Source organism: Pantoea septica (assembly GCF_002095575.1).
GTDB classification, from domain to species: domain Bacteria; phylum Pseudomonadota; class Gammaproteobacteria; order Enterobacterales; family Enterobacteriaceae; genus Pantoea; species Pantoea septica.
Genome location: NZ_MLJJ01000022.1, coordinates 51,882 through 77,946 on the forward strand (window position 1 = coordinate 51,882; position 26,065 = coordinate 77,946).

Sequence of the window (26,065 nt, forward strand, 5' to 3'; positions counted from 1 at the left end):
TGTTAGTGAACGACGCGATCCCTCGTCCCCAACCTAAAACCGCAAAGGCGTTAACGCCCTTGCTGGAGATCCGCAACCTGACCAAATCGTTCGACGGACAGCACGCCGTGGACGATGTCAGCCTGACCATCTATAAAGGCGAAATTTTCGCGCTGCTCGGCGCCTCCGGCTGCGGAAAATCGACGCTGCTGCGCATGCTGGCGGGTTTCGAGCCGCCGACCAGCGGCCAGATTGTGCTGGACGGTCAGGATCTTTCTCACGTGCCGCCCTACCAGCGTCCGGTAAACATGATGTTTCAGTCTTACGCGCTCTTTCCGCACATGACGGTAGAGCAGAACATCGCCTTCGGCCTGAAGCAGGACAAACTGCCGAAAGGCGAAATTACGGCGCGGGTGCAGGAGATGCTGGCGCTGGTGCATATGCAGGAGTTCGCGAAGCGCAAGCCGCATCAGCTCTCCGGCGGCCAGCGGCAGCGCGTGGCGCTGGCGCGCAGCCTGGCGAAGCGTCCCAAGCTGCTGCTGCTCGACGAGCCGATGGGCGCGCTCGATAAAAAACTGCGCGACCGCATGCAGCTGGAAGTGGTGGATATTCTGGAGCGCGTCGGCGCGACCTGCGTCATGGTGACCCACGACCAGGAAGAGGCGATGACCATGGCGGGCCGCATCGCCATTATGAACCGCGGCAAGTTTGTGCAGATCGGCGAACCGGAAGAGATTTACGAGCATCCGACCACCGTCTACAGCGCCGAGTTTATCGGCTCGGTGAACGTCTTCAGCGGACTGCTGCGCGAACGTCAGGAGGATGGCCTGGTGATCGACAGCCCTGGGCTGGTGCATCCGCTGAAGGTCGACTCCGACGTCTCGGTGCCGGATAACGTGCCGGTGCACGTGGCGCTGCGCCCGGAGAAAGTGATGCTGTGCGACGAGGTGCCGGCGGACGGCTACAACTTCGCCGTCGGGGAAGTGGTGCATATCGCCTATCTCGGCGATCTTTCTATCTTTCACGTGCGTCTGAAAAGCGGGCAGATGATCAGCGCCCAGCTGCAGAACGCCCACCGTTTCCGTAAAGGATTGCCGACCTGGGGCGACGAAGTGCGCCTCTGCTGGGATGTCGACAGCTGCGTCGTGCTGACCGCCTGAGGAGATGCGATGAGCCAACTTTTTCACTCCAGCAAACCGGCGCGCGCCTGGCTGGCCGGCACGCCGCTGCAGCGCTGGGCGACGCGCATGAAAATGCGCCACGGCCGCAAGCTGGCGATCGCGCTGCCTTACGTCTGGCTGGTGCTCTTTTTCCTGCTGCCGTTTTTAATCGTGCTGAAGATCAGCTTCGCCGATATCGCGCGCGCGATCCCGCCCTATACCGAGCTGATTAGCTGGGCCGACGATCAGCTCAACGTGGTGCTGAATTTCGGCAACTACCTGACGCTCACCGACGATCCGCTCTACGTGGACGCCTATCTGCAGTCGCTGAAAGTGGCGGCGATCTCGACGCTGATCTGCCTGCTGGTCGGCTACCCGCTCGCCTGGGCGGTGGCGCACAGCAAGCCCTCGATGCGGACCATCCTGCTGCTGCTGGTGATCCTGCCGTCGTGGACCTCGTTTCTGGTGCGCGTCTACGCCTGGATGGGGCTGCTCAACAATAACGGCATCCTGAACCGGTTCCTGATGTGGCTGGGCGTTATCGATCATCCGCTGGTGATCCTCTATACCAATACGGCGGTCTATATCGGCATCGTTTACTGCTATCTGCCCTTTATGGTGCTGCCGATCTATACCGCGCTGACGCGCATTGACTACTCGCTGGTGGAAGCCTCGCTCGATCTCGGCGCGAAGCCGCTGAAGACCTTTTTCAGCGTCATCGTGCCGCTGACTAAAGGCGGCATTATCGCCGGTTCGATGCTGGTGTTTATTCCGGCGGTGGGCGAGTACGTGATCCCGGAACTGCTGGGCGGCCCGGACAGCATTATGATCGGCCGCATCCTGTGGCAGGAGTTCTTTAACAACCGCGACTGGCCTGTCGCCTCGGCGCTGGCGGTGATTATCCTGCTGATTTTGATCCTGCCGATCGTCTGGTTCCACAAGCATCAAAACCGTGAAATGGGAGAAAAGGCATGAATCAGCTGCCTGCGATTCGCTCGCCGTGGCGCACCGCCATACTGATCTGCGGCTTCCTGTTTCTCTATGCGCCGATGCTGCTGCTGGTAGTCTACTCCTTCAACAGCTCGCAGCTGGTAACGGTGTGGGAGAGCTTCTCGTTTCACTGGTATCGCGTGCTGTTTCAGGACAGCGCCATGCTGGACGCGGTTGGGCTCAGCCTCACCATCGCCGCGCTGAGCGCCACCATGGCGGTGGTGCTCGGCACCATGGCGGCGGTGGTGGTGGTGCGCTTTGGCCGCTTCCGCGGCCATACCGGCTTCGCCTTTATGCTGACCGCGCCGCTGGTGATGCCCGACGTGATCACCGGCCTGTCGCTGCTGCTGCTCTTTGTCGCTATGGGCAACGCCTTCGGCTGGCCGAGCGACCGCGGCATGCTGACTATCTGGCTGGCGCACGTCACCTTCTGCACCGCCTATGTGGCGGTGGTGATCAACTCGCGCCTGCGCGAGCTGGATCGCTCGATTGAAGAGGCGGCGATGGACCTGGGGGCGACGCCGCTTAAGGTGTTCTTCGTGATTACCGTACCGATGATCGCCCCGGCGATCGTCACCGGCTGGCTGCTCGCCTTTACGCTGTCGCTGGACGATCTGGTGATCGCCAGCTTCGTTACCGGGCCAGGCGCGACCACCTTGCCGATGGCGATCTTCGCTACGGTGCGGCGCGGCGTGAACCCGGAGATTAACGCGCTGGCGTCGCTGATCCTGTTTGTGGTCGGACTGGTGGGCTTTATCGCCTGGCGCTGGATGGCGCACGAAGAAAAACAGCGTATTCGTGATATTCAGAAGGCCAGACGTGGCTGAAATCCCTGATTTTTGCCACTATAAAGGCGGGCGGATTTTTCCGCCCGTCTGCGTGCAGTGATGGAGCCTGGCCATGTCCGAAACCCTGAAAAAAGGCGATTTTATCTCTCTTGCGCCCGTGCCGGTGACGGTGGCGGGCATCGCCATTATCGCGACGCGCTGCCTGAGCGTGCTGATGCTGGCGAACGAGCTGGGTCTGGAGGAGATAGCGAACTTCGTGCACCGCAGCGCGCAGGCCTGGGACTCCACGCTTATCTTTATCGCCAGTCAGCTGATCTTTTTCTATGAGCTGCGCTGCGCCTTTCTGCTGCTGCGCGGCAGCAATCGCGGTCGCTGGGGCTTCGCCGCGACTCAGCTGGTGGTGCTGTTCTATATGCTGCTGGCCTCTACCGGCGCTATCTATCCGGAGATTTTCAGCATCAGCGGCGCGAACAACGCGCAGATCGTTCACCATACGCTGATGCAAAAGCTGCCCGATCTGCTGGTGCTCGGCCTGTTGTTCGTGCCGGCCGCCAGCCGCGCATTTTTCCGTAAGCGGTGATACAATCGCGCTCCGCCCGACCTCCTTGAATGACACAGGCCTTACCCCATGCAATGCGCGCTTTATGACGCCGATCGCTGCCGCTCATGCCAGTGGCTGGAAAAACCCTATTCGCAGCAGCTCAGCGACAAGCAGTCGCGGCTGAAGTCGCTGCTGGCGCAGCAGCCGGTAGCGCAGTGGCTGCCGCCGGTCACCTCGGCGCAGCAGGCTTTTCGCAATAAGGCGAAGATGGTGGTCAGCGGCAGCGTAGAGCGCCCGGTGCTGGGCATGGTGCAGCGCGACGGCAGCGCGGTAGATCTCTGCGCCTGTCCGCTCTATCCAGAGAGTTTCGCGCCGGTTTTCGCCGCGCTGAAGCCCTTTATCGCCCGCGCGGGCTTAACTCCTTATAACGTGGCGCGCAGGCGCGGCGAGCTGAAGTTCCTGCTGCTTACCGAAAGCACCCAGGGCGGCATGATGCTGCGCTTTGTGCTGCGCTCCCGAGAGAAGCTGGACCAGCTGCGCGCCGCGCTGCCCTGGCTGCAGCAGCAGCTGCCGCAGCTGAAAGTCATCTCCGCGAATATACAGCCGGTGCACATGGCGATTCTGGAAGGGGATGAGGAGATTGCGCTGACGGCGTCGCAGTCGCTGGCGGAAAATTTTAATCAGGTGCCGCTCTGGATCCGTCCGCAGAGTTTTTTCCAGACCAACCCGCAGGTCGCCGCCGCGCTTTACGCCGCTGCGCGCGACTGGGTCGGCGAGCTGCACATTGGCAGCATGTGGGATCTTTTCTGCGGCGTCGGCGGCTTCGGCCTGCACTGCGCCACGCCGCAGATGCAGCTGACCGGCATTGAGATCAGCGCCGAGGCGATCGCCTGCGCGCAGCGATCGGCCGAGATGCTTGGGCTGGAAAAGGTCAATTTTGCCGCGCTGGATTCAACCGCCTTCGCCACCGGGCGCGACGCGGTGCCCGATTTGGTGCTGGTCAACCCGCCGCGGCGCGGCATCGGCGCCGCGCTGTGTGACTACCTCAGCCGCATGGCGCCGGATAACATTCTCTACTCAAGCTGCAATCCAGAGAGCATGGCGCAGGATATCGCGCGGCTGGCGGATTATCGCGTGACGCGCGTGCAGTTGTTCGACATGTTTCCGCATACCGCGCACTTCGAAGTGCTCTGCCTGCTGACGCGCCGTAGCGCGCAAGAGGGTGGGCCAGCGTCCTGAGCCCCTGAGCCAGGAACGATGCAGAACCGCCCGGACGCCCGTCCGCCAGCCCATAATAGCGTATTACTCAGGGAACCATTTCTGATTGAGCTGCTGAAGGGCGCCGTTGCTCTTCAGCGTCGCCAGCGCGGCGTTGAGCCTGTCGCGCAGCGCGTCGTTGCCTTTACGCACCGCAATGCCCAGGCCGGTGCCGAAGTAAGCCTTATCCGTCACGTGCTCGCCGACCGGCGCTAAATCGGCGTTGGTTTTCAGCCACTGGTTCACCACTGCCGTATCGCCAAATACGCCGTCAAGACGCCCATTTTTCATATCGAGAATGGCGTTTTGATAGCTGTCATAGGCGACGGTAACGATCTCGGGATGCTTCTCCTGCAGATATTTCTGGTGCGTGGTGCCGTTTTCTACCCCGATACGTTTGCCCTTGAGCGAGGCGAAATCGCTGAACTTGCCTTTGCGCGCGATGACGATGGCGGAGTTGGCGTAATAGGGCTGCGTGAAATCGACCTGCTTGCTGCGCTCGTCGGTGATATCCATACCGGAGATCACGGCGTCAAAGCGGCGAAACTTCAGCGAAGGGATCAGGCTGTCGAAAGCGTTATTGGTAAAGGTGCACTCCGCCTGCATTTGCTGACAGAGCGCTTTAGCCAAATCGATATCGTATCCCACGATCTGATTATCGCGATCCAGCGATTCAAACGGAGGATAGGTGGCGGAAGAGGCGAAGCGGATTGTCTCCGCCGCTTGGGCGCTCAGGGTCAGCGTCGCCAGCGCGGCGGCAAGGATCCATTTTTTCATCGTATTACTCCTGAAAACCATGCCAGAGGCGGAACGGTTGACACGATGCCAGTAAATGAATCTTTATGCAATATTTGTGAGTAAAAAATGAAAAAGGCGAGCATTGCTCGCCTGGATATTAACTTCTGCGCTCAAAGGCGAGCGCGCGCCTTTCAATCAGCCGCATCATCAGCGTCAGCAGGCCGTTTACCACCAGATAGACCAGCCCTGCGGCAGCAAAAACCATCACATCGTAGGTGCGGCCGTAAAGCAGCTGGCCGTGGCCCATCACTTCCATCAGCGTAATGGTATAGGCGAGTGAGGTGCCTTTGAATACCAGCACCACCTCGTTGGAATAGGAGGAGAGGGCGCGCTTAAACGCATAGGGCAGCAGAATGCGCAGCGTATCTTTGCGGTTCATCCCGAGTGCCGCGCAGGACTGCCACTGACCTGACGGGATGGCGCGCATCGCGCCGTAAAACAGCTGCGTGGTATAGGCAGCGCTGTTAAGCGACAGCGCCAGCATGGCGCACAGCCAGGGTTGCGACAGCAGATGCCACAGCCAGGGAACGCTCTGCAGGCTGGGAAACTGGCCGGGACCGTAGTAGATCAGAAAAATCTGCACCAGCAGCGGCGTGCCGGTAAACAGGGTGATGTAGATTTTCACCAGCGGATTAAGCAGCGGCGTTTTCAGCGACAGCACCACGGTGAAGAGCAGCGCCAGCGCCAGCGCCACCAGCAGCGACGCCAGGGTGAGCGTCAGGCTGGTGTGTAGCCCTTTCAGGATTTCAGGCAGGTAGCTCAGCATCAGCTATTCCCTCGCTCGAAGCGGGTGGTGCGCAGCTCAATACGGCGCAGCACCGCCTGGCTCAGCAGCGTAATCACCAGATAGATAGCCGCGGCGATCAGAAACCAGGTAAAAGGCTCCTGCGTGCGGGTCGCAATGCTCTTGGTCTGCAGCATCAGATCGTTAACGCTGATCAGCGACACCAGCGCGGTATCCTTTAGCAGCACCAGCCACTGGTTGCCGAGCCCGGGCAGCGCGTGGCGCCACATCTGCGGCATGATCAGACGCAGGAAGATGGCGGACGTCTTCATGCCCAGCGCCTGACCCGACTCCCACTGCCCCTGCGGCACCGCCTTTAGCGCGCCGCGCAGGGTTTGCGAGGCGTAGGCGGAGTAGAGAATCGCCAGCGCAATCACGCCGCACAGAAAAGGGCTGACGTCGAAGTTCTCAATCTCTACCTGCACCGGCAGCTGAAACAGGCCGAAATTGAGGGTAAAGCCGTCGGAGAGCACCAGCAGCAGCTGCGAGGCGCCAAAATAGATAAACAGCACCACCAGGATTTCCGGCAGGCCGCGGATCAGCGTCACCAGCGCCGTGCCGATCCACGCCAGCGGCTTGATGCGCAGCGATTCCCAGCCGGCGAAAATCATCGCCAGCGCAAGGCCGGCGATCAGGGCGCAAACAGCGAGGCCGACGGTCATGCCGGCGGCGCTGGCGAGAGGATAGAACTCACTCATGGTTGATTACTGCTGGAACCATTTGCTGTAGATGGTTTTATAGGTGCCGTCAGCCTTTACCTTCTCCAGCGCGGCGTCGAACTTCGCCTGCAGATCGGTATTGCCCTGGCGCACGGCGATGCCGAGGCCGGTGCCGAAGTAGGCTTTGTCGGTGACTTTATCGCCGACCGCTGCCAGGCTGGCGTTCTGCTTCAGCCATTCGTTGACTACCGCCGTGTCGCCGAAGACCGCGTCGATACGGCCGTTTTTCAGATCCAGCACCGCGTTCTGATAGCTGTCGTAGGGCACGGTGGTGATATCGGCATGCCGATCGTTAAGGTATTTCTGGTGCGTCGTGCCGTTCTGCACGCCGACGCGCTTGCCTTTCAGCGCGGCGACGTCGGCCACTTTGCCTTTTTGCGCGATAAACAGCGCCGAGTTGTCGTAGTAAGGCTTGCTGAACAGCACCTGTTTTTCACGCTCGGGCGTAATGTCCATACCGGCCATCACCGCGTCGAAACGGCGGAACTTCAGGCTCGGGATCAGGCTGTCGAACGCCTGGTTGGTGAAGGTGCAGGTCGCGTTCATCTCTTTGCAGAGCGCGTTCGCCAGGTCGACGTCGAAGCCCTGAATCTTGTTGCTGGAGTCGACGAACTCAAACGGCGGATAGGAGGCCTCCGTGGCGAAGCGGATAGTCTGCGCCGCAGACGCGCTCAGGCTCAGACCAGCAAGCAGTGCAGCAAGTACGATTTTTTTCATTGAGAGCTTCCTGACTTAATGCGAAAGATAATGTGCAAACGCCTCGGTTTGCGGCTGTGTAAATCGGCTGGCGTCGCCCTGTTCCACGATATGGCCGTTCTCCATATACACCACGCGGCTGGCGGTTTTACGGGCGACTTCCACTTCGTGCGTCACGATGACCTGGGTAATGTGCGTCTGGGCGAGTTCGCGAATAATGCTGACGATCTGCGCGGTGATTTCCGGATCGAGCGCGGCGGTCGGCTCGTCGAACAGCAGCACCTGCGGCTCCATCATCAGGGCGCGCGCGATGGCGACGCGCTGCTGCTGGCCGCCGGAAAGGTGCAGCGGGAAACGATCGGCATAGGGCGTAAGGCGCAGGCGCTCCAGCAGCTTGTCGGCGCGCGCGCGCGCCTCCGCTTTGCTGAGACCCAGCACGCGGCACGGGGCTTCGATCAGGTTCTGCACCACGGTGAGATGCGGCCAGAGATTATATTGCTGGAAAACCATGCCAACATTCTGACGCAGCTCGCGGATGGCGGCATCGGACGGCGTCTTGCTGAAGTCGAAATGGTTGCCGGCGATTTTCAGGCTGCCCGAGCGCGGCTGCTCCAGCAGATTAAGCACGCGCAGGAGTGAGCTTTTCCCCGCACCGCTTGGGCCGAGCAGCACCAGCGTTTCGCCTTGCGGGCAATCCAGATTGATGTCAAACAGCGCCTGGTGGGCGCCGTAAAAGCAGTTAATCCCGTTTAGTTGAATACTCATGCGCAAATTTTGAATAGCCATTAGTGCCGCGAATCTTAACCGCACCAGAATAGTTATGCAAATGAAGTGGGTTAAAATTTATTAAACTGCAGCGAAACAGATAAAGCGTAGCACAATATCGCGCCACTTAGCGGCAGGCGGCGCACGCGCCAGAGAGACGCGCCGCGAGAGAGCGGCGCGCCGGGTAGCGTTTATTTTTTCGCCTGCTCCAGCGTCTGGCTCAGGGTGCCGCCGCCCGGATGCGCCCAGTCGGCGACGTAACGCACGTCATCCACCACCCAGCAGGTGCCTTCGCGGATCATCAGCACCTCATCCTGCCAGCTTTTGCCGTCGCGGCTCAGCTCGACGCGCAGCGGGATATTGCGCGCGTCGCGGTTCGGAATGGTAGAGCTGTCCGCCACGCTGGCGGCGGTAGGCCCCTGCGCCAGGCTGGAGAAGAGATCGCTGCTGCGCCACTGCGCCGTGGCGTTGCCGCCCTGGGTGTTCGCCTGCTGCAGCGCCTGATAGAGGCGGTCGCTCAGGTAGGGGCGATATTTCGCCAGCTGATCGCCGCCCGGCAGGCCTGGCGTCGGCTGCTGAATGCGCAGATCGTAAAACTGCTGCGCGACGCTGTCTGGACCGCCGTCGACGCAGGGCGCGGTGCGAGGGCCGTTGTCCTTAATCACCGGCTCCACCGTGGTGCAGGCGGAGAGCAGCAGTGCGGCCGGAAGCAGCAGCGCAAAGGCTTTGTTTCTCATCTCGATTTCCTTATTGTTCTCTGGCAAAGCGCTATTTTTAGCATAGAGTATAGCCGTGCTTTTTAGTTGAAAGAGCCTTGTTCCCTATTTCATATCAGGAGAGAGCGATGAAATTTTCCACTACGCCTACGCTGGAAGGACACAGCATCAGCGACTACTGCGGCGTCGTCACCGGCGAAGCGATCCTGGGCGCTAACATCTTCCGCGACTTTTTCGCCGGCATCCGCGACGTGGTCGGCGGCCGTTCCGGCGCCTATGAGAAAGAGCTGCGCAAGGCGCGCGAAATCGCCTTCGAGGAGCTGGAAGCGCAGGCGAAGGCGTTAGGCGCCAGTGCGGTGGTCGGCATCGATATCGATTACGAAACCGTCGGCAAAGACGGCAGCATGCTGATGGTCAGCGTAAGCGGCACGGCGGTGAAACTCCGTTGAGGCGGCTGCTGGCCGCGCTGGCGCTGCTGCTGGTGGGCTGCCAGAGCGGACTGGAATCGCGGCAGGGCTACTGGGTCGATACGCAGCATCCGGCTTACGGCGCCAGGCCGCGCATTAAAGCGATCGTGATTCATTATACCGCCGAGGATTTTCCCTCTTCGCTGGCGACCCTGACCGATCGCGACGTCAGCGCCCACTACCTGATTCCCCGCCAGCCGCCGCAGCGCGCAGGAAAGCACATTATCTGGCAGCTGGTGCCGGAGCCGCAGCTCGCATGGCACGCCGGACCAAGCTTCTGGCGCGACGCGACGCGCCTCAACGACACCTCCATCGGCATCGAGCTGGTGAACCGCGGCTATACGCGCACCCTGACCGGGCGCGACTGGCAGCCCTTTACCGAGGCGCAGATCGCGGCGCTGACGCTGCTGTTGAAGGATATCGCCCGGCGCTACGCCATCGCGCCGCAGAATATCGTCGGCCATAGCGATGTCGCGCCGCAGCGCAAGCAGGATCCCGGACCGCTGTTTCCCTGGCATCAGCTGGCGCGGCAGGGGATCGGCGCCTGGCCGGAGGCGTCGCGCGTGCAGCACTATTTAGCGGGCAGGGCGGCGCAGACGCCGGTGGCGATGGAGACGCTGCTGGCGGCGCTGTCGCGCTACGGCTACGACGCGAGCGGCGCCGCTACGCCGCGTCAGCAGCAGCGGCTGATCGCGGCGTTCCAGATGCATTTTCGTCCGGCGGACTATCGCGGCTTGCCGGACGCGGAGACGCTGGCGATTGCCGAGGCGCTGCTGGAGAGATATGGCGATTAGCGCTGCAGGAAGGCTTTCCAGTGCGCCAGCAGCTGCTCCAGCGCATGGCGGTCGACGTCCAGATGGGTAACGATGCGCGTCACCGGCCCGACGCTTAACAGCACGTCGCGCGCGGCGAACCAGTTTTTCAGCGGCTCGATCTGCTCGGCGGGCACGCGCACGAACAGCATATTGGTCTGCTGATCCACCACCTCGACGCCCGCCTGTTGCAGCTGCTGACCGAGCCAGGCGGCGTTGTCGTGATCCTCTTTCAGCCGCGCCACATTGTGCCGCAGCGCGTAGAGGCCGGCCGCCGCCAGGATGCCCGCCTGGCGCATGCCGCCGCCCGCCATTTTGCGCCAGCGGCGCGCGCGCTCGATGTAGGCCTCATCGCCGCACAGCAGCGATCCCACCGGCGTGCCCAATCCTTTCGACAGGCAGATAGTCAACGTGTCGCAGTAGCGCGCGATCGCCTCCAGCGTGACGTTTTGCGCCACCACCGCGTTAAAGATGCGCGCGCCGTCGATATGCAGCGCCAGCTTGCGCTCGCGGCTAAAGTCCCAGGCGCGGGCGAGATAGTCGAGCGGCAGCACCTTGCCGTGGTGGGTGTTCTCCAGGCTAAGCAGGCGGGTGCGCGCAAAGTGAATATCGTCCGGTTTGATGGCGGCGGCCACTAAGTCCAGCGGCAGCGTGCCGTCTTCGGCAGCGAGGATCGGCTGCGGCTGAATGCTGCCCAGCACCGCCGCGCCGCCCGCTTCATATTTATAGTTATGCGCCTGCTGGCCGACGATATATTCGTCGCCGCGCTCGCAGTGGCTCAGCAGCGCCACCAGATTAGCCTGGGTGCCGGTCGGAAAGAATAGCGCGGCCGCTTTGCCGCTGAGCCGCGCGGCTTCCGCCTCCAGCGCATTGACGGTGGGATCGTCGCGATAGACGTCGTCGCCGGTTTCGGCGGCCATCATCGCCTGCAACATCGCGGCGCTCGGCCGGGTTACGGTATCACTGCGTAAATCGATCACGTTGCTCTCCTGAGAAAAGAAAAGCGGGCGTAAACGCCCGTTAAGAATGCCAACAGGTGCCGAAGCGGGTGGCATGGGCCGATCGCAAAGTCGCTCAAGGCATCCATGCGCGCTCGGCCCGCGTCATCCCTGACGCGGGACGCTTTGCTCTTCTGCCCATGCCACCCGCTTCTCAGGCTTTGAGCACGCTGAAAGAAACATCAGCGCCCAGCGTCGTCTCCCTCTTTTACCGCAGCCAGTTGGTTTTCGCCAGCTCCACCACTTCGTCGCCGCGACCGTTCAGAATTGCGCGCAGCATATAGAGGCTAAAACCTTTCGCCTGCTCCATCTTGATCTGCGGCGGCATCGCCAGCTCCTCTTTGGCGGTGATGACGTCCACCAGCACCGGACCGGGATGCGCGAACGCCTGCTCCAGCGCGCCGTTAAGCTCGGACGCCTTCTCCACGCGCAGCCCTTTAATGCCGCACGCCTCGGCGATGGCGGCGAAGTCAGGATTATCCAGCTCGGTGCCGTCGGTGAGGTAGCCGCCCGCCTTCATCTCCATGGCGACAAAGCCCAGCACGCTGTTATTGAAGATCACCAGCTTTACCGGCAGCTTGAGCTGCGCCAGGGTAATAAAGTCGCCCATCAGCATGCTGAAGCCGCCGTCGCCGCACAGCGCCACCACCTGACGATCGCGGTTCAGCGCCTGGGCGCCGAGCGCCTGCGGCATGGCGTTCGCCATTGAACCATGATTGAAAGAGCCGAGCAGGCGGCGACGGCCGTTCATCTTCAGATAGCGCGCCGCCCAGACGGTTGGCGTGCCGACGTCGCAGGTGAAAATCGCGTCGTCGCTGGCGTAGTGGCTGATCTGCTGCGCCAGGTACTGCGGATGGATGGCCTGCTTGTCGTTGGCGTTAGCCAGCTCATCCAGCCCTTTGCGCGCGTCGGCGTAGTGTTCAAGCGCGCTGTCGAGATGATGGCGGTCGGTTTTCTTCTCCAGCCGCGGCAGCAGCGCCTGCAGCGTCGGCTTCACCGCGCCGACGTACGCCTGATCGAGATGGCAATGGGCGCCGAGGCTGCCGGGATTGATATCGAGCTGAATGATCTTCGCGTGTTCGGGATAGAAAGCGCGGTAGGGGAATTTGGTGCCGAGCAGCACTAGCGTATCGGCGTTCATCATGGCGTGATAGCCCGATGAGAAGCCGATCAGCCCGGTCATGCCGACGTCATAAGGGTTATCGTACTCAAGATGCTCTTTGCCGCGCAGCGCATGGACGATAGGCGCCTTCAGCGTCTCCGCCAGCCGCACCACTTCGTCATGGGCGCCAGCACAGCCGCTGCCGCACAGCAGGGTGATATTGCTGGCCTCGTTCAGGGTTTGCGCCAGCAGCGCCAGCTCGCTTTCCTGCGGCATAACCTGCGGCAACAGCGGGGGATACCAGGCGGCCGACGCGCTCTCCGGCGCGGGCTTCAGCGCCACGTCGCCCGGCAGCACTACGACCGACACGCCGCGATTAAGGATCGCCTCGCGCATCGCGATGCCCAGCACCTGCGGCAGCTGCTCGGGGCTGGAGACCAGTTCGCAGTAGTGGCTGCACTCACGGAACAGCTCCTGTGGATGCGTCTCCTGAAAATAGCCGCTGCCGATCTCGCTGGAGGGAATATGGGCGGCAATCGCCAGCACCGGCACGCGGTTGCGATGGCAGTCGAACAGGCCGTTGATGAGATGCAGGTTGCCCGGTCCGCAGGAGCCGGCGCAGACCGCCAGCTCGCCGCTGACGTGCGCTTCCGCTCCGGCGGCGAAGGCGGCGACCTCTTCGTGCCGCGTCGGCATCCACTCAATGGTGCCCATGCGGTTCAGGCTGTCGCTCAGCCCGTTCAGGGAGTCTCCGGTCACCCCCCAGATACGTTTGACGCCGGCGTTTTCAAGCGTTTTCGCGATCAGCGCCGCAACGGTCTGTTTCATCTCACTCTCCTTTGGCTGTAAGCCATCTTCCCAATGGCGGACAAAAAGAGAAGACTAGACGAGGTTTGGCGCGCGCAGCCGTGAAAAAGTGCGCTGCGCGTTACGCGGAGAAAAAGGCGATGAGCAGCGGCGCCAGCAAACTCATCACAAAGCCGTGCACGATAGCGGCCGGCACGATTTCATTGCCGCCCGCGCGCTGCAGCACCGGCAGGGTGAAATCCATCGCCGTCGCGCCGCACAGCCCGAGCGCGCTAGAGCGATGCCGGGCTATCAGCGCCGGAATCAGCATGATGGCGGTCAGTTCGCGCACCAGGTCGTTGAAAAAGGCGGCGCTGCCGATCACCGGTCCGAACGCTTCGGTCATCAGAATGCCGGAAAGAGAATACCAGCCGAAACCGCTGGCCAGCGCCAGACCGGCTTTCAGCGGCAGACCCAGAAGCGCGGCGGCGATGGCGCCGCCCAGCAGGGCGCTCAGCAGCACCACCACCGACACCAGCATGCCGCGTCGATTCAGCAGAATCTGGCGCAGCGTCATGCCGCTGCCGCGCAGCTGCACCCCGACGAGAAATAGCAGAAAAATCAGCGCATATTCGCTGGCGGTGGAGGCGTGACGCAGAAAAGCGAGCTGCGTCAGTCCCGTCAAAAAGCCCGCCACCACCACGCCGCACAGCGTCAGCGAGTCGAGCGCCATACGCAGGCGCGACGGCAGCGCTTCCTGCCTGTGCTTGTGCTGCCAGGGACGCTTTTTTTCCAGCAGGCGCAGCGCCAGCAGATTGCACAGCAGGATCGCCAGCGCGCTGACCAGCGCGATATGAAAAACGCTAAGCAGATTGCGGCTGAGATTATCGAGAAAGGCGAGGCTGATGCCCATAAAGAAGAGAATGATATAGACCATCCAGCCCAGCAGACGATTCACCAGACGTAAAAAAGCGGGCTGACGCAGCGGCAACAGCCAGCCCGCCACCAGCGGCAGCAGAATAATAAGAAGCCCAGAATACATAACGGATGCGTTTCCTTGCAGAGAGTGCGGACACGCTAGCGAAAAAGCCTGATAGAGTAAACTCTTGTATTACAGCGGCATGGCCGAACCTGAGGAGAGAGCGTGATGATTCTGGAACATATCGAGATTACCGGCTTTCGCGGCATTAATCATTTGTCGCTGCCGCTCACCCAGACAACCCTGCTGATCGGCGAAAACACCTGGGGCAAATCGAGTTTGCTGGACGCTCTGAGCCTGCTGCTTGCGCCGCAGGAGACCTCTTATCAGTTTACCCGGAACGATTTCCACTTCACGCCCGGCAACCGCGAGACGCCGATGCGGCGGCTGCAAATCGTGTTTCATTTTCGCGACGACGGCAGCGAGCAGGCGGCGCTGTTTTCGCCATTCTGGCAGCGCGACGCGCAGGGCGCACGCTGGCTCTACTTCAGCACCCGCGCCCGGCTGCGCGACACCGAGGTTACCGCCTCGCGCCGCTTTCTGCGCGCTGACGGCGAGGCGCTGCCGCCGGCGGGCAGCGAAGAGGCGATAAGCCAGCTGGCGCGGCTACATCCGGTGCTGCGCCTGCGCGATGCGCGCTTTAGCCGCCGCGCGCGGCACGACGCAGGTGACAAGCAGGCGCGAAGCGCTGAGATGAGCGCGCTGGCGGCAGATATCGGCGGCCTGACGCGCCAGCTGGCGTCGCAGCCCCATCAGCTCAGCGATGAAACGCTGCGGCAGGGCGTCGCCACCATGCAGCAGCTGATGGAGCACTATTTTCTGGTGCAGCAGCCCGCCGCGGACGGCGCGCGGCGCAGCGACCCGCAAACCCGCGACGGCGCGCACGGCTGGCGCGCGCTCGATCGCCTTAACCAGCTGATCGGCGAAACCGATTCGCGCAGTCAGCAGATCGTGCTGCTGCGTATGTTCGTTCTGCTGGCACAGGCGCGGGGCGCGGCGGGGCTCTCACCGGAAGCGCGCCCGCTGCTGCTGATAGAAGATCCGGAAACCCGGCTGCATCCGATTATGCTGTCGGTGACCTGGAATCTTCTCGAACTTATCCCGCTGCAGAAAATCGCCACCACCAACTCGGGCGAGCTGCTGTCGCTGACGCCGGTAGAGAATGTCTGTCGGCTGGTGCGCGAACCGACGCGCGTCGCCGCCTGGCGCATCGGCCCGCAGGGATTGAGTGCCGAAGAGAGCCGCCGTATCGGCTTTCATATTCGCGTTAACCGACCGGCGGCGCTGTTCGCCCGCTGCTGGCTGCTGGTGGAGGGCGAAACCGAGGTGTGGATCATCAACGAGCTGGCGCGCCAGTGCGGCTACCATTTTGCGGCGGAAGGGGTGAAGGTTATCGAGTTTGCGCAGGCGGGTCTGAAGCCGCTGCTGAAGTTCGCCGCGCGTATGGGTATCGCCTGGCACGTGCTGACCGACGGCGACGACGCCGGCAATAAATATGCCGCCACGGCGCGCAGTCAGCTGGCGCCGCACGAGGAGAGCGACCACCATCTCACGCAGCTGCCCGCGCTCGATATGGAGCACTATCTGTTCGGCGCAGGCTTTAAAGCGGTTTATCTGCTGATGGCGCATCTCCCGTTAAATGCGGCGATGAGCCCCAGGCGTATTATTGCCAAAGCTCTCCAGCACGCCTCCAAGCCGGAGCTGGCCATCGCCGTCGCGACCGCCGCCGCCGAGCGCGGAGAACAGGCGATGCCGCCGTTGATGCGTCAGATGTTTTCGCGCGTAATGTGGCTGGCGCGCGGCAAAGCGGATTAACCGCACGTGCGCAATAAAATAAAATGCCAGCGACACGGCTGGCATTTTTTGGGGGAGCGTTCAGAATGGGGTGATAACCGTTCAGGCGTGCTGTACAACGTCCACTGGCACGATCAGACTGGCATGATTGCCTTTCGGGCCCTGATGAACATCGAACTGAACTTGTTGCCCGGCTTTTAATGTTCTGTAGCCATCCATCTGAATCGTAGAGTAGTGCGCGAAGATATCTTCTCCGCCACCGATCGGACAGATAAAGCCGAAGCCCTTGGCGTTATTGAACCATTTAACAGTACCCGTCTCCATGCTTTTACTTCCCTCGCAAGACATTTTGATAATCAGGTGAGTAAATTAAAGCTGGGGTCGAGTTTGTTTAAAACTCAATCAGCTTGTGTCTGTAGAATGTAGAGAAAGGGCCCCTGGCGTCAAGCAAACCACCGGAGAGCGCAGGGATAAAATCATCAAAATTTGAGACAGTTAACGCTATTGCGAATTTTGTGATACAGGTCGCGCGCAGCTTTTTTCGCAAAAAATCGCTGCGGCGGAGGCGTGCTTGACAGGCGTGTTAAACTCTACGTATGGACAGATAATCGTCCGTATCGATGTGCAGGATTTCAACGGAACATTATGGCAAACACTAACGACTGGCTTAACTTTGAACACCTGGCCGAAGACAAAGCGAAAGAGGGATTGCAGCCGCCCTCTATGTATAAAGTCATCCTGAATAATGACGATTATACGCCTATGGAATTTGTTATTGACGTTCTGCAAAAGTTCTTTTCTTATGATGTTGAACGTGCAACGCAACTGATGCTGAAAGTTCACTACCACGGAAAGGCGATCTGCGGTGTCTTTACCGCCGAAGTGGCGGAGACCAAAGTCGCGATGGTGAACAAGTACGCGCGGGAGAATCAGCATCCATTGCTGTGTACGCTGGAAAAAGCCTGAACTCGCCCTCATATAGTGAAGGTGAGGTTGTCAGAGCGATAATTGGGGGAGGTGCCTATGCTCAATCAAGAACTGGAACTCAGTTTAAACATGGCTTTCGCCAGAGCGCGTGAGCACCGTCATGAGTTTATGACCGTCGAGCATTTGTTGCTGGCTCTGCTCAGCAACCCGTCGGCCAGAGAGGCACTGGAAGCCTGTACCGTCGATATTGTCGCGCTGCGGCAAGAACTTGAAGCTTTCATTGAACAAACCACACCGGTGCTGCCCGCCAGTGAAGCGGAGCGCGATACCCAACCCACGCTCAGCTTCCAGCGCGTGCTGCAGCGCGCGGTATTCCATGTCCAGTCATCGGGCCGCAGCGAAGTCGCTGGCGCTAATGTGCTGGTCGCCATCTTCAGCGAGCAGGAGTCGCAGGCGGCCTATCTGCTGCGCAAACATGAAGTCAGCCGTCTTGACGTGGTGAACTTCATTTCTCACGGTACGCGTAAAGACGAACCCGGCCAGGCGCCGCAGAGTGAGAATCCGGTCAACGAAGAGCAAGCAGGCGGGGAGGATCGTATGGAAAACTTCACCACCAATCTCAATCAGCTTGCTCGCGTCGGCGGAATCGATCCGCTGATAGGTCGCGACAAAGAGCTGGAGCGTACCGTTCAGGTACTGTGCCGCCGCCGTAAAAACAACCCGCTGCTGGTGGGCGAGTCGGGCGTCGGGAAAACCGCCATCGCGGAAGGCCTGGCCTGGCGCATCGTGCAGGGTGACGTGCCGGAAGTGATGAAGGACTGCACTATCTACTCGCTCGATATCGGTTCGCTGCTGGCGGGCACAAAGTATCGCGGCGACTTCGAGAAGCGCTTCAAAGCCTTGCTGAAACAGCTGGAGCAGGATAACAGCAGCATTCTGTTTATCGATGAGATCCATACTATCATCGGCGCAGGCGCGGCTTCCGGCGGGCAGGTGGATGCGGCTAACCTGATTAAGCCGTTGCTCTCCAGCGGGAAAATCCGCGTGATGGGATCAACCACCTATCAGGAGTTCAGCAATATCTTCGAAAAAGATCGCGCGCTGGCGCGTCGCTTCCAGAAGATCGATATCACCGAGCCGTCGCTGGACGAAACCGTGCAGATTCTGAACGGTCTCAAGCCGAAATATGAAGCGCACCACGACGTGCGCTATACCGCGAAAGCGGTGCGCGCCGCGGTTGAGCTGGCGGTGAAATATATCAACGATCGTCATCTGCCGGACAAAGCGATCGACGTGATCGACGAAGCTGGCGCAAGGGCGCGTCTGATGCCGGCCAGCAAGCGCAAGAAGACCATCAACGTCTCTGATATTGAGACCGTGGTGGCGCGTATCGCGCGTATTCCTGAGAAGAGCGTTTCGGCAACCGACCGCGACACGCTGAAAAATCTCGGCGATCGCCTGAAAATGCTGGTGTTCGGCCAGGATAACGCCATTGAGGCCCTGACTGAAGCGATCAAAATGAGCCGCGCCGGACTGGGCCAGGATCGCAAACCTGTTGGCTCTTTCCTGTTCGCCGGTCCGACCGGGGTAGGGAAAACCGAGGTCACGGTTCAGCTGGCGAAGGCGCTCGGCATCGAGCTGCTGCGTTTCGATATGTCCGAGTATATGGAACGTCATACGGTGAGCCGCCTGATTGGTGCGCCTCCGGGCTATGTCGGCTTCGATCAGGGCGGTCTGCTGACTGATGCGGTGATTAAACATCCGCATGCGGTGGTGCTGCTCGACGAAATCGAAAAAGCGCATCCGGACGTCTTCAACCTGCTGCTGCAGGTCATGGACAACGGCATGCTGACGGACAACAACGGCCGTAAAGCGGACTTCCGCAACGTGGTGCTGGTCATGACCACCAACGCGGGCGTACGTGAAACCGAGCGGAAATCGATTGGTCTGATCCATCAGGACAACAGCACCGACGCGATGGAAGAGATCAAAAAGATCTTTACGCCGGAGTTCCGCAACCGTCTCGACAATATTATCTGGTTCCGTCACCTGTCACCGGAGGTGATCCATCAGGTCGTGGACAAGTTTATTGTCGAACTGCAGGCGCAGCTGGATGCTAAGGGCGTCTCGCTGGAGGTCAGCGACGAAGCGCGCGACTGGCTGGCGGAGAAAGGCTACGACAAGGCGATGGGCGCGCGTCCGATGGCGCGTACGGTGCAGGAAAACCTCAAGAAACCGCTGGCCAACGAATTGCTGTTCGGCTCGCTGGTGGATGGCGGATCGGTTTCGGTGGCGCTCGACAAAGAGAAGAACCAGCTGACCTACCACTTCCTCAGCGCAGAAAAACGCAAAACGGAAGGCACGGTTCACTAAGCGCCGTACGATAGAAATAGAAAAGGCCAGATGCGAATCTGGCCTTTTTTTTCACCGCCGTTCAGGCGGCGAAAGCGAAACGAAGCCGCTTAGCGACTACGGAAGACAATGCGGCCTTTGCTCAGGTCGTACGGGGTCAGCTCAACAGTTACTTTGTCGCCCGTCAGGATGCGGATATAGTTTTTACGCATTTTACCGGAGATATGAGCGGTAACCACGTGACCGTTCTCGAGTTCTACACGGAACATGGTGTTAGGTAACGTATCAAGTACGGTACCTTGCATTTCAATATTGTCTTCTTTGGCCATCGAATCCTCTGGGTGGACTAGCTTTCAGTGAACCGGCAAGATAATGCCGAATTCCACGATTTATGTAAAGAAACGTTGGCGGTAAGGCCAACGCTTCGCCGTGCTTCGCGCGAGGGCACGAGCATCTCGGTTAAATTCGGGTGTTTATGTGACGTCTGCGGGGGATTAACGGGCTAAGAATCTGCGTCAGTAGGCGGTAACACGCGCTCATCTGAAACAGTTCCGGGAGTGCGTTGTGATTCCCAGCCTGGCAATTCCGGCTCGCCGTTGCGAAGCGCGGACGACATACCAAACGCGACTATTATACCACTTTTGCGCCTGATTGTGTGCAAAACATCTGCGCAGGCTTAAAAAAGGGTCTGAGTACGCCAGCAGCCGGCGCTGACGGGCTGCCAGGCAAGGGTCTGAACATACTGCAAATAGTCGACGCGCGGGATCTCATGTGCGCCCAGCGAGGCGGTGTGCGGATTCAAAACCTGGCAATCCACCAGCCTCCCCTGATGTTTCATGAAATGCTGGCAAAATACCCAGAGTGCGGTTTTCGAGGCGTTCTCACTGCGGCTGAACATCGACTCGCCGCAGAAGATCTGCCCAAGCGCGAGGCCGTACATGCCGCCGACCAGCTGCTGATCCTGCCAGACTTCGACAGAGTGCGCATGACCCAGTTCATAGAGGCGCTGCCAGGCGCGCTTTACCTCGAAGGTGATCCAGGTGCCTTCCTGACGACCGGCAGCGCAGCCTTCCACCACCTCGAAAAAGGCGTGATTCATGGTAACGCGGTATGGCGAACGGCGATGAAACCGCGCCATGCTGCGGCTGAGATGAAAAGATTCCGGCACGAGTACCGCGCGCGGATCGGGCGACCACCACAAAATCGGATCGCCCGGCGAAAACCAGGGGAAAATGCCGCGCTGATAGGCGCTGAGCAGGCGGGCAGGGGAGAGATCGCCGCCCATCGCCAGCAGGCCGTTCGGCTCGCGCAGCGCCATCTCCGGCGGAGGAAAATGAAGGGATTCCCGTGACAGTTGCACCAGTCTCATCGCATCGTTACTCGTCGCTTTTTCGCTAAGACTATAGCGCAAAGCGCTGCTGGAAATGCCAGTAGCGCCCCTCTTTTGAGATTAATTCGTGATGCGGGCCCTGTTCGACAATCTGGCCATTTTCCATCACGCAGATGCGATCCAGCCTCTCCAGCCCGCTGAGGCGGTGCGTCACCATCATCAGGGTCTTGCCGGCGGTGACCTGCAGCAGCAGCGCTAAAATTTGCTGTTCGGTGGCGGCGTCGAGCCCCTCGGTGGGTTCGTCAAGCAGCCAGAGATCGCCGTCGTGCAGCAGCGCACGTGCTATCGCCAGGCGACGCAGTTCGCCGCCCGACAGCGGACGCCCGCCTTCGCCGAGCCAGGCATTAAGCCCTTCCTCGCTTTCCAGCAGCCGCGTCAGCCCGCTCTGGCGCAGCGCCTCGCTGAGCTGCGCATCGCTGGCGTCGGGACGCGCCACGCGCAGGTTCTCGCGCAGCGTCTGATTGAAGAGATGCACGCGCTGCGTCACCACGCTGATGCGCTGACGCAGCGATTTTTCGTCCCAGCTGCGCAGCGCAACCTCCTGCAGCGTAATTGATCCCGCCTCCACGTCCCAGGCGCGCGTCAGCAGCGCCAGCAGGGTGGATTTACCGCAGCCGGTAGGGCCGAGCAGCGCCACGCGTTCGCCCGCCCGCACCTGCAGCGAAAATCCTTCCAGCACCGCTTCGGGGCGATGCGGATAGCGAAAGGTGACCTGATCGATCGCCACCGAGAGGCTACCCGCTGCGCTGTCCGCGCTGGCAGGAAAGCGAATCGCGGGCGTCTGACCGATAATGCCGGTGACGCGCTGCGCGGCGGCGATCACCTGCGCCAGCGGCAGAAAGGCGGCGGCGACCGGGCCCAGCGCTTCGAAGGCGGCCAGCGCGCAGAAGACCACCAGCGCGATAAGCGCGCCGGACGAGGCGTCGCGCGCCAGGCTATCGGCGCTCATCCACAGCAGTAGGGTTAGGGTCGCGCCGCTTATCAGCAGCAGCAGACTTTGCGACAGCGCCTGCAGGCGCTGCTGTTGCTGCTGCGCTTTTTGCCAGCGCGCCTCGTCGCGGTCGAGCTGCTCGCGCCAGCGACCGGAGAGGCCGTAGATCGCCAGTTCAGCCTGCCCGCTTAGCCAGTGCATCAGCCGCAGACGCCACTGGGCGCGCTGCTGCGCAATAGCGCGCCCGGCTGGCGCGCCCAGCCGATAAAACAGCGGCGGCAGCAGCAGCAGCGTCGCCAGCATCACGCCGCCGAGGGTCAGCGCAAGCCGCACGTCCAGCAGGCTGATGCCCAGCGTCACCACCGCAATCACTACGAAAGCGCCAGCCAGCGGCGCGATAATTCGCAGATAGAGATGGTCGAGGGTATCGACGTCGCCGACGAAGCGGTTGAGCAGATCGCCCTGGCGGAACGCCGCCAGCTGGCCCGGCGCCAGTGCGATAAGTCGGCTGAAGGTAAAGACGCGCAGATGTTGCAGCACGCGGAAAGTAGCGTCATGGCTGACCAGCCGCTCGAAATAGCGCGCGGCGGTGCGTGAGATCGCCGCGCCGCGAACGCCTGCGGCGGGCAGCATGTAGTTAAAACTGTAGAGCCCGGCGAGGCCCGCTAGCGAAGAGGCGGCAAGAAACCAGCCCGAAAGCGCCAGCAAACCGATGCTGGCGAGCAGCGTAACGATGGCAAGCAGCACGCCCAGCGACAGCCGCCAGGGGTGACGTAGAAACAGGCGCAGGAAAGGACGCAGGGCGGACATCAACAAATCTCCTTCTGACGATGCAAGGCCATCTGGCGAAATGGGCCCGGTTCGGCGATCAAATTGTGCCAGTGGCCCTGCTGCGCCAGTCTGCCATCCAGCATGACCCAGACCGCGTCCCACTGCTGCAGCGCATCAAGCTGGTGGGTGATCATCAGAGTAGTCTGGCGGCGCGACGCCTTGTCGAGCGCCCGCATCACGTGCTGTTCGCTGTGGCTGTCGAGGCTGGCGGCTGGCTCGTCCAGCAGCAGCAGACGCGCTGGCTTATAGAGCGCGCGCGCCAGCGCGATGCGCTGCGCCTGGCCGACGGAAAGCCCCGCGCCGTCGTCGCCGATCGGCGTCAGCACGCCGGCGGAGAGCCGCGGTAAAAATTCGCTAACGCCGCAGTCGGCGAGCAGAGCGTCCAGATCGACGTCGTCTCGCCCGCTCCCCATCACGATATTCTCCTGCAGCGTCCCGGCGGGCAGCTGCGGGTTTTGCCCAAGCCAGGCGATCTGCCGCTGCCAGTAGGCGCGGCTCATCTCGCGCAGCTCAACGCCGTTGACGCGCAGCGATCCCTGATAGGGCAGGAAGCCGAGCAGCACGTTCATCAGCACGGTTTTTCCTGCGCCGCTCTGGCCGACCAGCGCCACGCGCTCGCCGCCCGCAAGCGTAAAGCTGAGAGGGCCGCACAGCGTTTTGCCCTCTGGGCTCAGGGCAATCAAATCCTGAGCGACAACCGCGAGCGGCGCGTCGTCGGGGAGCGTCGCCGCGCCCTCGGCGGCGGCAGGCTGCGGGCTCTCGCGCATAAAGCGCTCCAGAGCGTCCGCGCCGCCGACCGCCTGCGCTTTGGCATGGTAAAACGCGCCAAGATCGCGCAGCGGCTGGAAGAATTCCGGCGCGAGGATCAGAGCGACGAAACCGGCAAACAGCGTAACGCCGCTTCCCCATGTGCCGAAATGGAGTTCGCCGAGATAGGAAAAGCCGAAGTAAACCGCGACCACCGCAATCGCCAGCGACGCGAAAAACTCCAGAACGGCGGAGGAGAGAAAGGCGAGGCGCAGCACTTCCATGGTGCGCTGGCGAAAATCGGCGGTGGAGGCGGCGATAGCGGCGGTTTCCGCTTCGGCGCGATGAAACAGGCGCAGGGTTTCGCGCCCGCGCAGCCGGTCGAGGAAATCGCCGCTGAGGCGCGCCAGCGCAGTGAAGTTGCGGCGGTTGGCGTCCGCCGCGCCCATGCCGACCAGCGCCATAAACAGCGGGATCAGCGGCGCGGTGACCAGCAGGATCAAACCGGCCGCCCAGTTGAGCGGGAAAACGGTCAGCAGAATGCACAAGGGGATCAGCGCCGCCAGCGTCATCTGCGGCAGATAGCGCGCGTAATAGTCCTGCATCTCCTCGATCTGCTCCAGCAGCAGCGTCGCCCAGCTGCCCGCCGGTTTGCCGCGGATCCACGCCGGGCCGAGCGCGGAGAGGCGATCCAGCACCTGCTGACGCAGCGCCTGGCGAATCGCCTGCCCGGCGCGAAAGCCTGCGGCTTCGCGTGCATAGTTCAGCACGGCGCGCAGCGCAAAGCAGAGCAGCAAAAGGGCGAAGGAGAGAAGCAGATCAGCGCGCGGCCGCTGTTCGACTATCAGCGCCTGCAGCAAAAAGGCGAGCAGCCAGGCCTGGGCAATAATCACCAGCGCGCTCGCCAGCCCAAACAGCGAGGTCAAACGCAGCCAGCGGCCGCCGTAAGCGCGTTGCTGGCGCAGCCAGCGGGTCAGTTCCTGTTGCCGGGTTTTGTTCATGCGAGACCGTAGCGTTGTCGATATCCAGGAAAGGATAAGAAGGTAGCTCTTCAGGCGCCTGAATCTAGCACGACGGCATAAAAAAAGGCGACTGAAAAACAGTCGCCCCGAATAAGTTAGATCAGCTAATTAACAACTTACCGATCGTTTTTAACCAGACCGTCAAGATAACGCTCGGCGTCCAGCGCGGCCATACAGCCGGTGCCGGCAGAGGTAATCGCCTGGCGATAGATATGGTCCATCACATCGCCTGCGGCGAACACGCCAGGGATGCTGGTCTGGGTGGCGTTGCCGTGCAGGCCGGACTGCACCTTGATATAGCCGTTCTCCAGCGCCAGCTGACCTTCGAAGATCGCCGTATTCGGGCTATGGCCGATGGCGACGAACAGACCTGCCACGTCCAGCGACTCGGTTTCCGCTTCGTTCAGCGTCGAGCGCAGCGTCAGGCCGGTCACGCCCATCTGGTCGCCGACGACCTCTTCCAGCGTGCGATCGGTGTGCAGCACGATATTGCCGCTGCGCACTTTTTCCATCAGGCGATCGATCAGGATCTTCTCTGCGCGGAAGCTGTCGCGACGGTGAATCAGGTGCACTTCCGCCGCGATGTTCGCCAGATAGAGCGCCTCTTCCACCGCGGTATTGCCGCCGCCGATAACCGCGACTTTCTGGTTGCGGTAAAAGAAACCGTCGCAGGTAGCGCAGGCGGAAACGCCTTTGCCTTTAAACGCCTCTTCGGAAGGCAGGCCCAGATAGCGCGCCGAAGCGCCGGTCGCGATAATCAGCGCGTCGGCGGTATATTCGGCGCTGTCGCCGATAAGACGAAACGGACGGTTCTGCAGATCGACGGTGTGAATATGGTCGAAAATGATTTCCGTGTTGAATTTCTCGGCATGCTCATGCATGCGCTCCATCAGCGAGGGACCAGTGAGATCGTGCGGGTCGCCGGGCCAGTTCTCTACCTCGGTGGTGGTGGTCAGCTGACCGCCTTTTTCGAGGCCGGTGATCAGCACCGGATTCAGGTTAGCGCGAGCAGCATAGACCGCTGCGGTATAACCCGCCGGGCCGGAGCCCAGAATGAGCAATTTACTGTGTTTGGCCGTACTCATATGATCCTCAGTTTCATTCGGCTGACAACATGACCTGGGATTGTAGGGAATTTACCGTGGCAAAAAAAGGGCTGGAGAATTTTGTTGCCGATAGCTGCAAACGGCGTAGACGATAACGGCGGGTTCTGCACGCCGACTGCGCTAAAAGGGGGCAATAATCGGTTTTTGCTGGTGCAAAAGTACAAAAATTCTCATTTAAAAACAGTTACCCAGCGGTCTGTCTGGCATCTTGTCCTGAATTTGGTCTTTTTACTTTGACAATCGCCTGCGCTTTTGCGAAAACAATGGCAGAAGCGAAGAAGAAGGAGAGAGTCAAAACAGGGTTTCGTTCCTCGTTTTGCCCTTTTTTCCGGATGAATGACAGCCTGGCATGGGTAATGACGCATGATGTGGACAGACAACATGCGTCATGCGGATGGATGCGCGACAGCGCGCAGGCTCTGATTCTTCGCTTCACTAATGCCTTGAACAGTGAACGTTTCCAGGGCGTGGCAGGTAAAGGGAAGGAATTAAGAGAGACAATAATAATGGTAGACAATAAGAAACGCCCCGGAAAAGATCTCGACAGAATCGACAGAAATATTCTGAATGAGCTTCAGAAAGATGGTCGTATTTCCAACGTAGAGCTTTCCAAACGCGTAGGATTATC

At 60.8% G+C, this 26,065-nt stretch carries 26 protein-coding genes; 11 read left to right on the forward strand and 15 right to left on the reverse strand.

Annotated features, from left to right (window positions below):
• Positions 1-5: 5 nt before the first annotated feature.
• The 5 genes from potG to rlmC all read left to right on the forward strand — a co-directional run bounded on the left by potG (position 6) and on the right by rlmC (position 4,697).
• On the forward strand, positions 6-1,139 hold the full coding sequence (potG, locus tag HA46_RS13360) for a putrescine ABC transporter ATP-binding subunit PotG (protein ID WP_096072867.1): 1,134 nt from the start codon (positions 6-8) through the stop codon (positions 1,137-1,139).
• 9 nt (positions 1,140-1,148) lie between these two features.
• Positions 1,149-2,114: a putrescine ABC transporter permease PotH gene (potH, locus tag HA46_RS13365; protein WP_033789232.1), complete on the forward strand. Its 966-nt coding sequence runs from the start codon at positions 1,149-1,151 to the stop codon at positions 2,112-2,114.
• Complete coding sequence (potI, locus tag HA46_RS13370; RefSeq protein ID WP_033751365.1) at positions 2,111-2,956, forward strand: putrescine ABC transporter permease PotI; 846 nt, start codon at positions 2,111-2,113, stop codon at positions 2,954-2,956. The genes potH and potI overlap by 4 nt, the downstream gene beginning before the upstream one ends.
• A 73-nt stretch (positions 2,957-3,029) precedes the next feature.
• The gene (locus HA46_RS13375; RefSeq protein WP_033789234.1) at positions 3,030-3,497 is read left to right on the forward strand and encodes a YbjO family protein; all 468 of its coding nucleotides are present in this window, start codon (positions 3,030-3,032) and stop codon (positions 3,495-3,497) included.
• A gap of 48 nt (positions 3,498-3,545) precedes the next feature.
• Positions 3,546-4,697 carry a 23S rRNA (uracil(747)-C(5))-methyltransferase RlmC gene (rlmC, locus tag HA46_RS13380; RefSeq protein WP_033789235.1) on the forward strand — a complete coding sequence of 384 codons (1,152 nt, stop codon included), beginning with the start codon at positions 3,546-3,548 and terminating at the stop codon, positions 4,695-4,697.
• Between the two features lie 63 nt (positions 4,698-4,760).
• Here rlmC and HA46_RS13385 read toward each other — a convergent pair whose 3' ends face one another.
• The 6 genes from HA46_RS13385 to HA46_RS13410 all read right to left on the reverse strand — a co-directional run bounded on the left by HA46_RS13385 (position 4,761) and on the right by HA46_RS13410 (position 9,214).
• A complete protein-coding gene (locus HA46_RS13385) occupies positions 4,761-5,492 on the reverse strand; it encodes an arginine ABC transporter substrate-binding protein (protein ID WP_084884800.1) in 732 nt (243 codons plus the stop codon).
• Between the two features lie 118 nt (positions 5,493-5,610).
• Positions 5,611-6,279 (reverse strand): arginine ABC transporter permease ArtM, encoded by a 669-nt coding sequence (artM, locus tag HA46_RS13390; protein ID WP_033789238.1) that lies wholly within the window; start codon positions 6,277-6,279, stop codon positions 5,611-5,613.
• Positions 6,279-6,995, reverse strand: coding sequence for an arginine ABC transporter permease ArtQ (gene artQ / locus HA46_RS13395; RefSeq protein ID WP_033789241.1), 717 nt, complete (start codon positions 6,993-6,995; stop codon positions 6,279-6,281). Before artQ ends, artM begins: the two co-directional genes overlap by 1 nt.
• 6 nt (positions 6,996-7,001) lie before the next feature.
• Positions 7,002-7,733: an arginine ABC transporter substrate-binding protein gene (gene artJ, locus HA46_RS13400; protein ID WP_084884803.1), complete on the reverse strand. Its 732-nt coding sequence runs from the start codon at positions 7,731-7,733 to the stop codon at positions 7,002-7,004.
• Between the two features lie 15 nt (positions 7,734-7,748).
• A complete protein-coding gene (gene artP / locus HA46_RS13405) occupies positions 7,749-8,477 on the reverse strand; it encodes an arginine ABC transporter ATP-binding protein ArtP (RefSeq protein ID WP_033751350.1) in 729 nt (242 codons plus the stop codon).
• 191 nt (positions 8,478-8,668) lie between these two features.
• Positions 8,669-9,214, reverse strand: coding sequence for a lipoprotein (locus tag HA46_RS13410; RefSeq protein WP_033789244.1), 546 nt, complete (start codon positions 9,212-9,214; stop codon positions 8,669-8,671).
• 107 nt (positions 9,215-9,321) lie between these two features.
• Between HA46_RS13410 and HA46_RS13415 the strand changes: the two genes are divergently transcribed.
• Positions 9,322-9,642, forward strand: a complete 321-nt coding sequence (locus tag HA46_RS13415; protein ID WP_033751347.1) for a heavy metal-binding domain-containing protein — start codon at positions 9,322-9,324, stop codon at positions 9,640-9,642.
• Entirely contained in the window at positions 9,639-10,454 is an 816-nt protein-coding gene (locus tag HA46_RS13420; RefSeq protein ID WP_084884806.1) for an N-acetylmuramoyl-L-alanine amidase, read from the forward strand. Before HA46_RS13415 ends, HA46_RS13420 begins: the two co-directional genes overlap by 4 nt.
• Here the strand turns inward: HA46_RS13420 and ltaE are convergent.
• From ltaE to HA46_RS13435, 3 genes are all read right to left on the reverse strand, one after another.
• On the reverse strand, positions 10,451-11,452 hold the full coding sequence (ltaE, locus tag HA46_RS13425; protein WP_033789248.1) for a low-specificity L-threonine aldolase: 1,002 nt from the start codon (positions 11,450-11,452) through the stop codon (positions 10,451-10,453). The genes HA46_RS13420 and ltaE overlap by 4 nt on opposite strands.
• Positions 11,453-11,678: 226 nt before the next feature.
• The gene (gene poxB / locus HA46_RS13430) at positions 11,679-13,400 is read right to left on the reverse strand and encodes a ubiquinone-dependent pyruvate dehydrogenase (protein ID WP_084884808.1); all 1,722 of its coding nucleotides are present in this window, start codon (positions 13,398-13,400) and stop codon (positions 11,679-11,681) included.
• 100 nt (positions 13,401-13,500) lie between these two features.
• Complete coding sequence (locus HA46_RS13435; protein WP_033789252.1) at positions 13,501-14,400, reverse strand: LysO family transporter; 900 nt, start codon at positions 14,398-14,400, stop codon at positions 13,501-13,503.
• A 105-nt stretch (positions 14,401-14,505) separates the two neighbouring features.
• On the opposite strand from HA46_RS13435, the gene HA46_RS13440 reads away from it, so the two are divergent.
• Positions 14,506-16,152, forward strand: a complete 1,647-nt coding sequence (locus tag HA46_RS13440; protein ID WP_084884810.1) for an ATP-dependent nuclease — start codon at positions 14,506-14,508, stop codon at positions 16,150-16,152.
• 81 nt (positions 16,153-16,233) lie between these two features.
• Here the strand turns inward: HA46_RS13440 and cspD are convergent, their stop codons facing one another.
• Complete coding sequence (cspD, locus tag HA46_RS13445; protein ID WP_033751327.1) at positions 16,234-16,455, reverse strand: cold shock-like protein CspD; 222 nt, start codon at positions 16,453-16,455, stop codon at positions 16,234-16,236.
• Between the two features lie 321 nt (positions 16,456-16,776).
• Between cspD and clpS the strand changes: the two genes are divergently transcribed.
• A complete protein-coding gene (gene clpS / locus HA46_RS13450; RefSeq protein WP_033751321.1) occupies positions 16,777-17,097 on the forward strand; it encodes an ATP-dependent Clp protease adapter ClpS in 321 nt (106 codons plus the stop codon).
• A 57-nt stretch (positions 17,098-17,154) separates the two neighbouring features.
• Entirely contained in the window at positions 17,155-19,431 is a 2,277-nt protein-coding gene (gene clpA, locus HA46_RS13455) for an ATP-dependent Clp protease ATP-binding subunit ClpA (protein ID WP_033789258.1), read from the forward strand.
• 89 nt (positions 19,432-19,520) lie between these two features.
• Here the strand turns inward: clpA and infA are convergent, their stop codons facing one another.
• The 5 genes from infA to trxB form a co-directional block, all read right to left on the reverse strand.
• On the reverse strand, positions 19,521-19,739 hold the full coding sequence (gene infA / locus HA46_RS13460; RefSeq protein WP_002211347.1) for a translation initiation factor IF-1: 219 nt from the start codon (positions 19,737-19,739) through the stop codon (positions 19,521-19,523).
• 347 nt (positions 19,740-20,086) lie between these two features.
• A complete protein-coding gene (gene aat, locus HA46_RS13465) occupies positions 20,087-20,779 on the reverse strand; it encodes a leucyl/phenylalanyl-tRNA--protein transferase (protein ID WP_033789562.1) in 693 nt (230 codons plus the stop codon).
• Between the two features lie 31 nt (positions 20,780-20,810).
• A complete protein-coding gene (gene cydC, locus HA46_RS13470) occupies positions 20,811-22,541 on the reverse strand; it encodes a heme ABC transporter ATP-binding protein/permease CydC (RefSeq protein ID WP_084884813.1) in 1,731 nt (576 codons plus the stop codon).
• Positions 22,541-24,310 (reverse strand): heme ABC transporter permease/ATP-binding protein CydD, encoded by a 1,770-nt coding sequence (cydD, locus tag HA46_RS13475; protein WP_084884816.1) that lies wholly within the window; start codon positions 24,308-24,310, stop codon positions 22,541-22,543. Before cydD ends, cydC begins: the two co-directional genes overlap by 1 nt.
• A gap of 137 nt (positions 24,311-24,447) precedes the next feature.
• Positions 24,448-25,416 carry a thioredoxin-disulfide reductase gene (gene trxB, locus HA46_RS13480; protein ID WP_033789262.1) on the reverse strand — a complete coding sequence of 323 codons (969 nt, stop codon included), beginning with the start codon at positions 25,414-25,416 and terminating at the stop codon, positions 24,448-24,450.
• Positions 25,417-25,700: 284 nt separating this feature from the next.
• Here trxB and HA46_RS21340 point away from each other — a divergent pair.
• Positions 25,701-26,065 (forward strand): AsnC family transcriptional regulator (locus HA46_RS21340; protein WP_244277524.1); only part of this gene is annotated, 365 nt, incomplete at its 3' end.

Bases quoted from the DNA above. Each gene is read 5' to 3' on its own strand.
- potH (WP_033789232.1), top strand. From the start codon at position 1,149: ATGAGCCAACTTTTTCACTCCAGCAAACCGGCGCGCGCCTGGCTGGCC.
- potI (WP_033751365.1), top strand. From the start codon at position 2,111: ATGAATCAGCTGCCTGCGATTCGCTCGCCGTGGCGCACCGCCATACTG.
- HA46_RS13375 (WP_033789234.1), top strand. From the start codon at position 3,030: ATGTCCGAAACCCTGAAAAAAGGCGATTTTATCTCTCTTGCGCCCGTG.
- rlmC (WP_033789235.1), top strand. From the start codon at position 3,546: ATGCAATGCGCGCTTTATGACGCCGATCGCTGCCGCTCATGCCAGTGG.
- HA46_RS13385 (WP_084884800.1), bottom strand. From the start codon at position 5,492: ATGAAAAAATGGATCCTTGCCGCCGCGCTGGCGACGCTGACCCTGAGC.
- artM (WP_033789238.1), bottom strand. From the start codon at position 6,279: ATGCTGAGCTACCTGCCTGAAATCCTGAAAGGGCTACACACCAGCCTG.
- artQ (WP_033789241.1), bottom strand. From the start codon at position 6,995: ATGAGTGAGTTCTATCCTCTCGCCAGCGCCGCCGGCATGACCGTCGGC.
- artJ (WP_084884803.1), bottom strand. From the start codon at position 7,733: ATGAAAAAAATCGTACTTGCTGCACTGCTTGCTGGTCTGAGCCTGAGC.
- artP (WP_033751350.1), bottom strand. From the start codon at position 8,477: ATGAGTATTCAACTAAACGGGATTAACTGCTTTTACGGCGCCCACCAG.
- HA46_RS13410 (WP_033789244.1), bottom strand. From the start codon at position 9,214: ATGAGAAACAAAGCCTTTGCGCTGCTGCTTCCGGCCGCACTGCTGCTC.
- HA46_RS13415 (WP_033751347.1), top strand. From the start codon at position 9,322: ATGAAATTTTCCACTACGCCTACGCTGGAAGGACACAGCATCAGCGAC.
- poxB (WP_084884808.1), bottom strand. From the start codon at position 13,400: ATGAAACAGACCGTTGCGGCGCTGATCGCGAAAACGCTTGAAAACGCC.
- HA46_RS13435 (WP_033789252.1), bottom strand. From the start codon at position 14,400: ATGTATTCTGGGCTTCTTATTATTCTGCTGCCGCTGGTGGCGGGCTGG.
- HA46_RS13440 (WP_084884810.1), top strand. From the start codon at position 14,506: ATGATTCTGGAACATATCGAGATTACCGGCTTTCGCGGCATTAATCAT.
- cspD (WP_033751327.1), bottom strand. From the start codon at position 16,455: ATGGAGACGGGTACTGTTAAATGGTTCAATAACGCCAAGGGCTTCGGC.
- clpS (WP_033751321.1), top strand. From the start codon at position 16,777: ATGGCAAACACTAACGACTGGCTTAACTTTGAACACCTGGCCGAAGAC.
- clpA (WP_033789258.1), top strand. From the start codon at position 17,155: ATGCTCAATCAAGAACTGGAACTCAGTTTAAACATGGCTTTCGCCAGA.
- infA (WP_002211347.1), bottom strand. From the start codon at position 19,739: ATGGCCAAAGAAGACAATATTGAAATGCAAGGTACCGTACTTGATACG.
- aat (WP_033789562.1), bottom strand. From the start codon at position 20,779: ATGAGACTGGTGCAACTGTCACGGGAATCCCTTCATTTTCCTCCGCCG.
- cydC (WP_084884813.1), bottom strand. From the start codon at position 22,541: ATGTCCGCCCTGCGTCCTTTCCTGCGCCTGTTTCTACGTCACCCCTGG.
- cydD (WP_084884816.1), bottom strand. From the start codon at position 24,310: ATGAACAAAACCCGGCAACAGGAACTGACCCGCTGGCTGCGCCAGCAA.
- trxB (WP_033789262.1), bottom strand. From the start codon at position 25,416: ATGAGTACGGCCAAACACAGTAAATTGCTCATTCTGGGCTCCGGCCCG.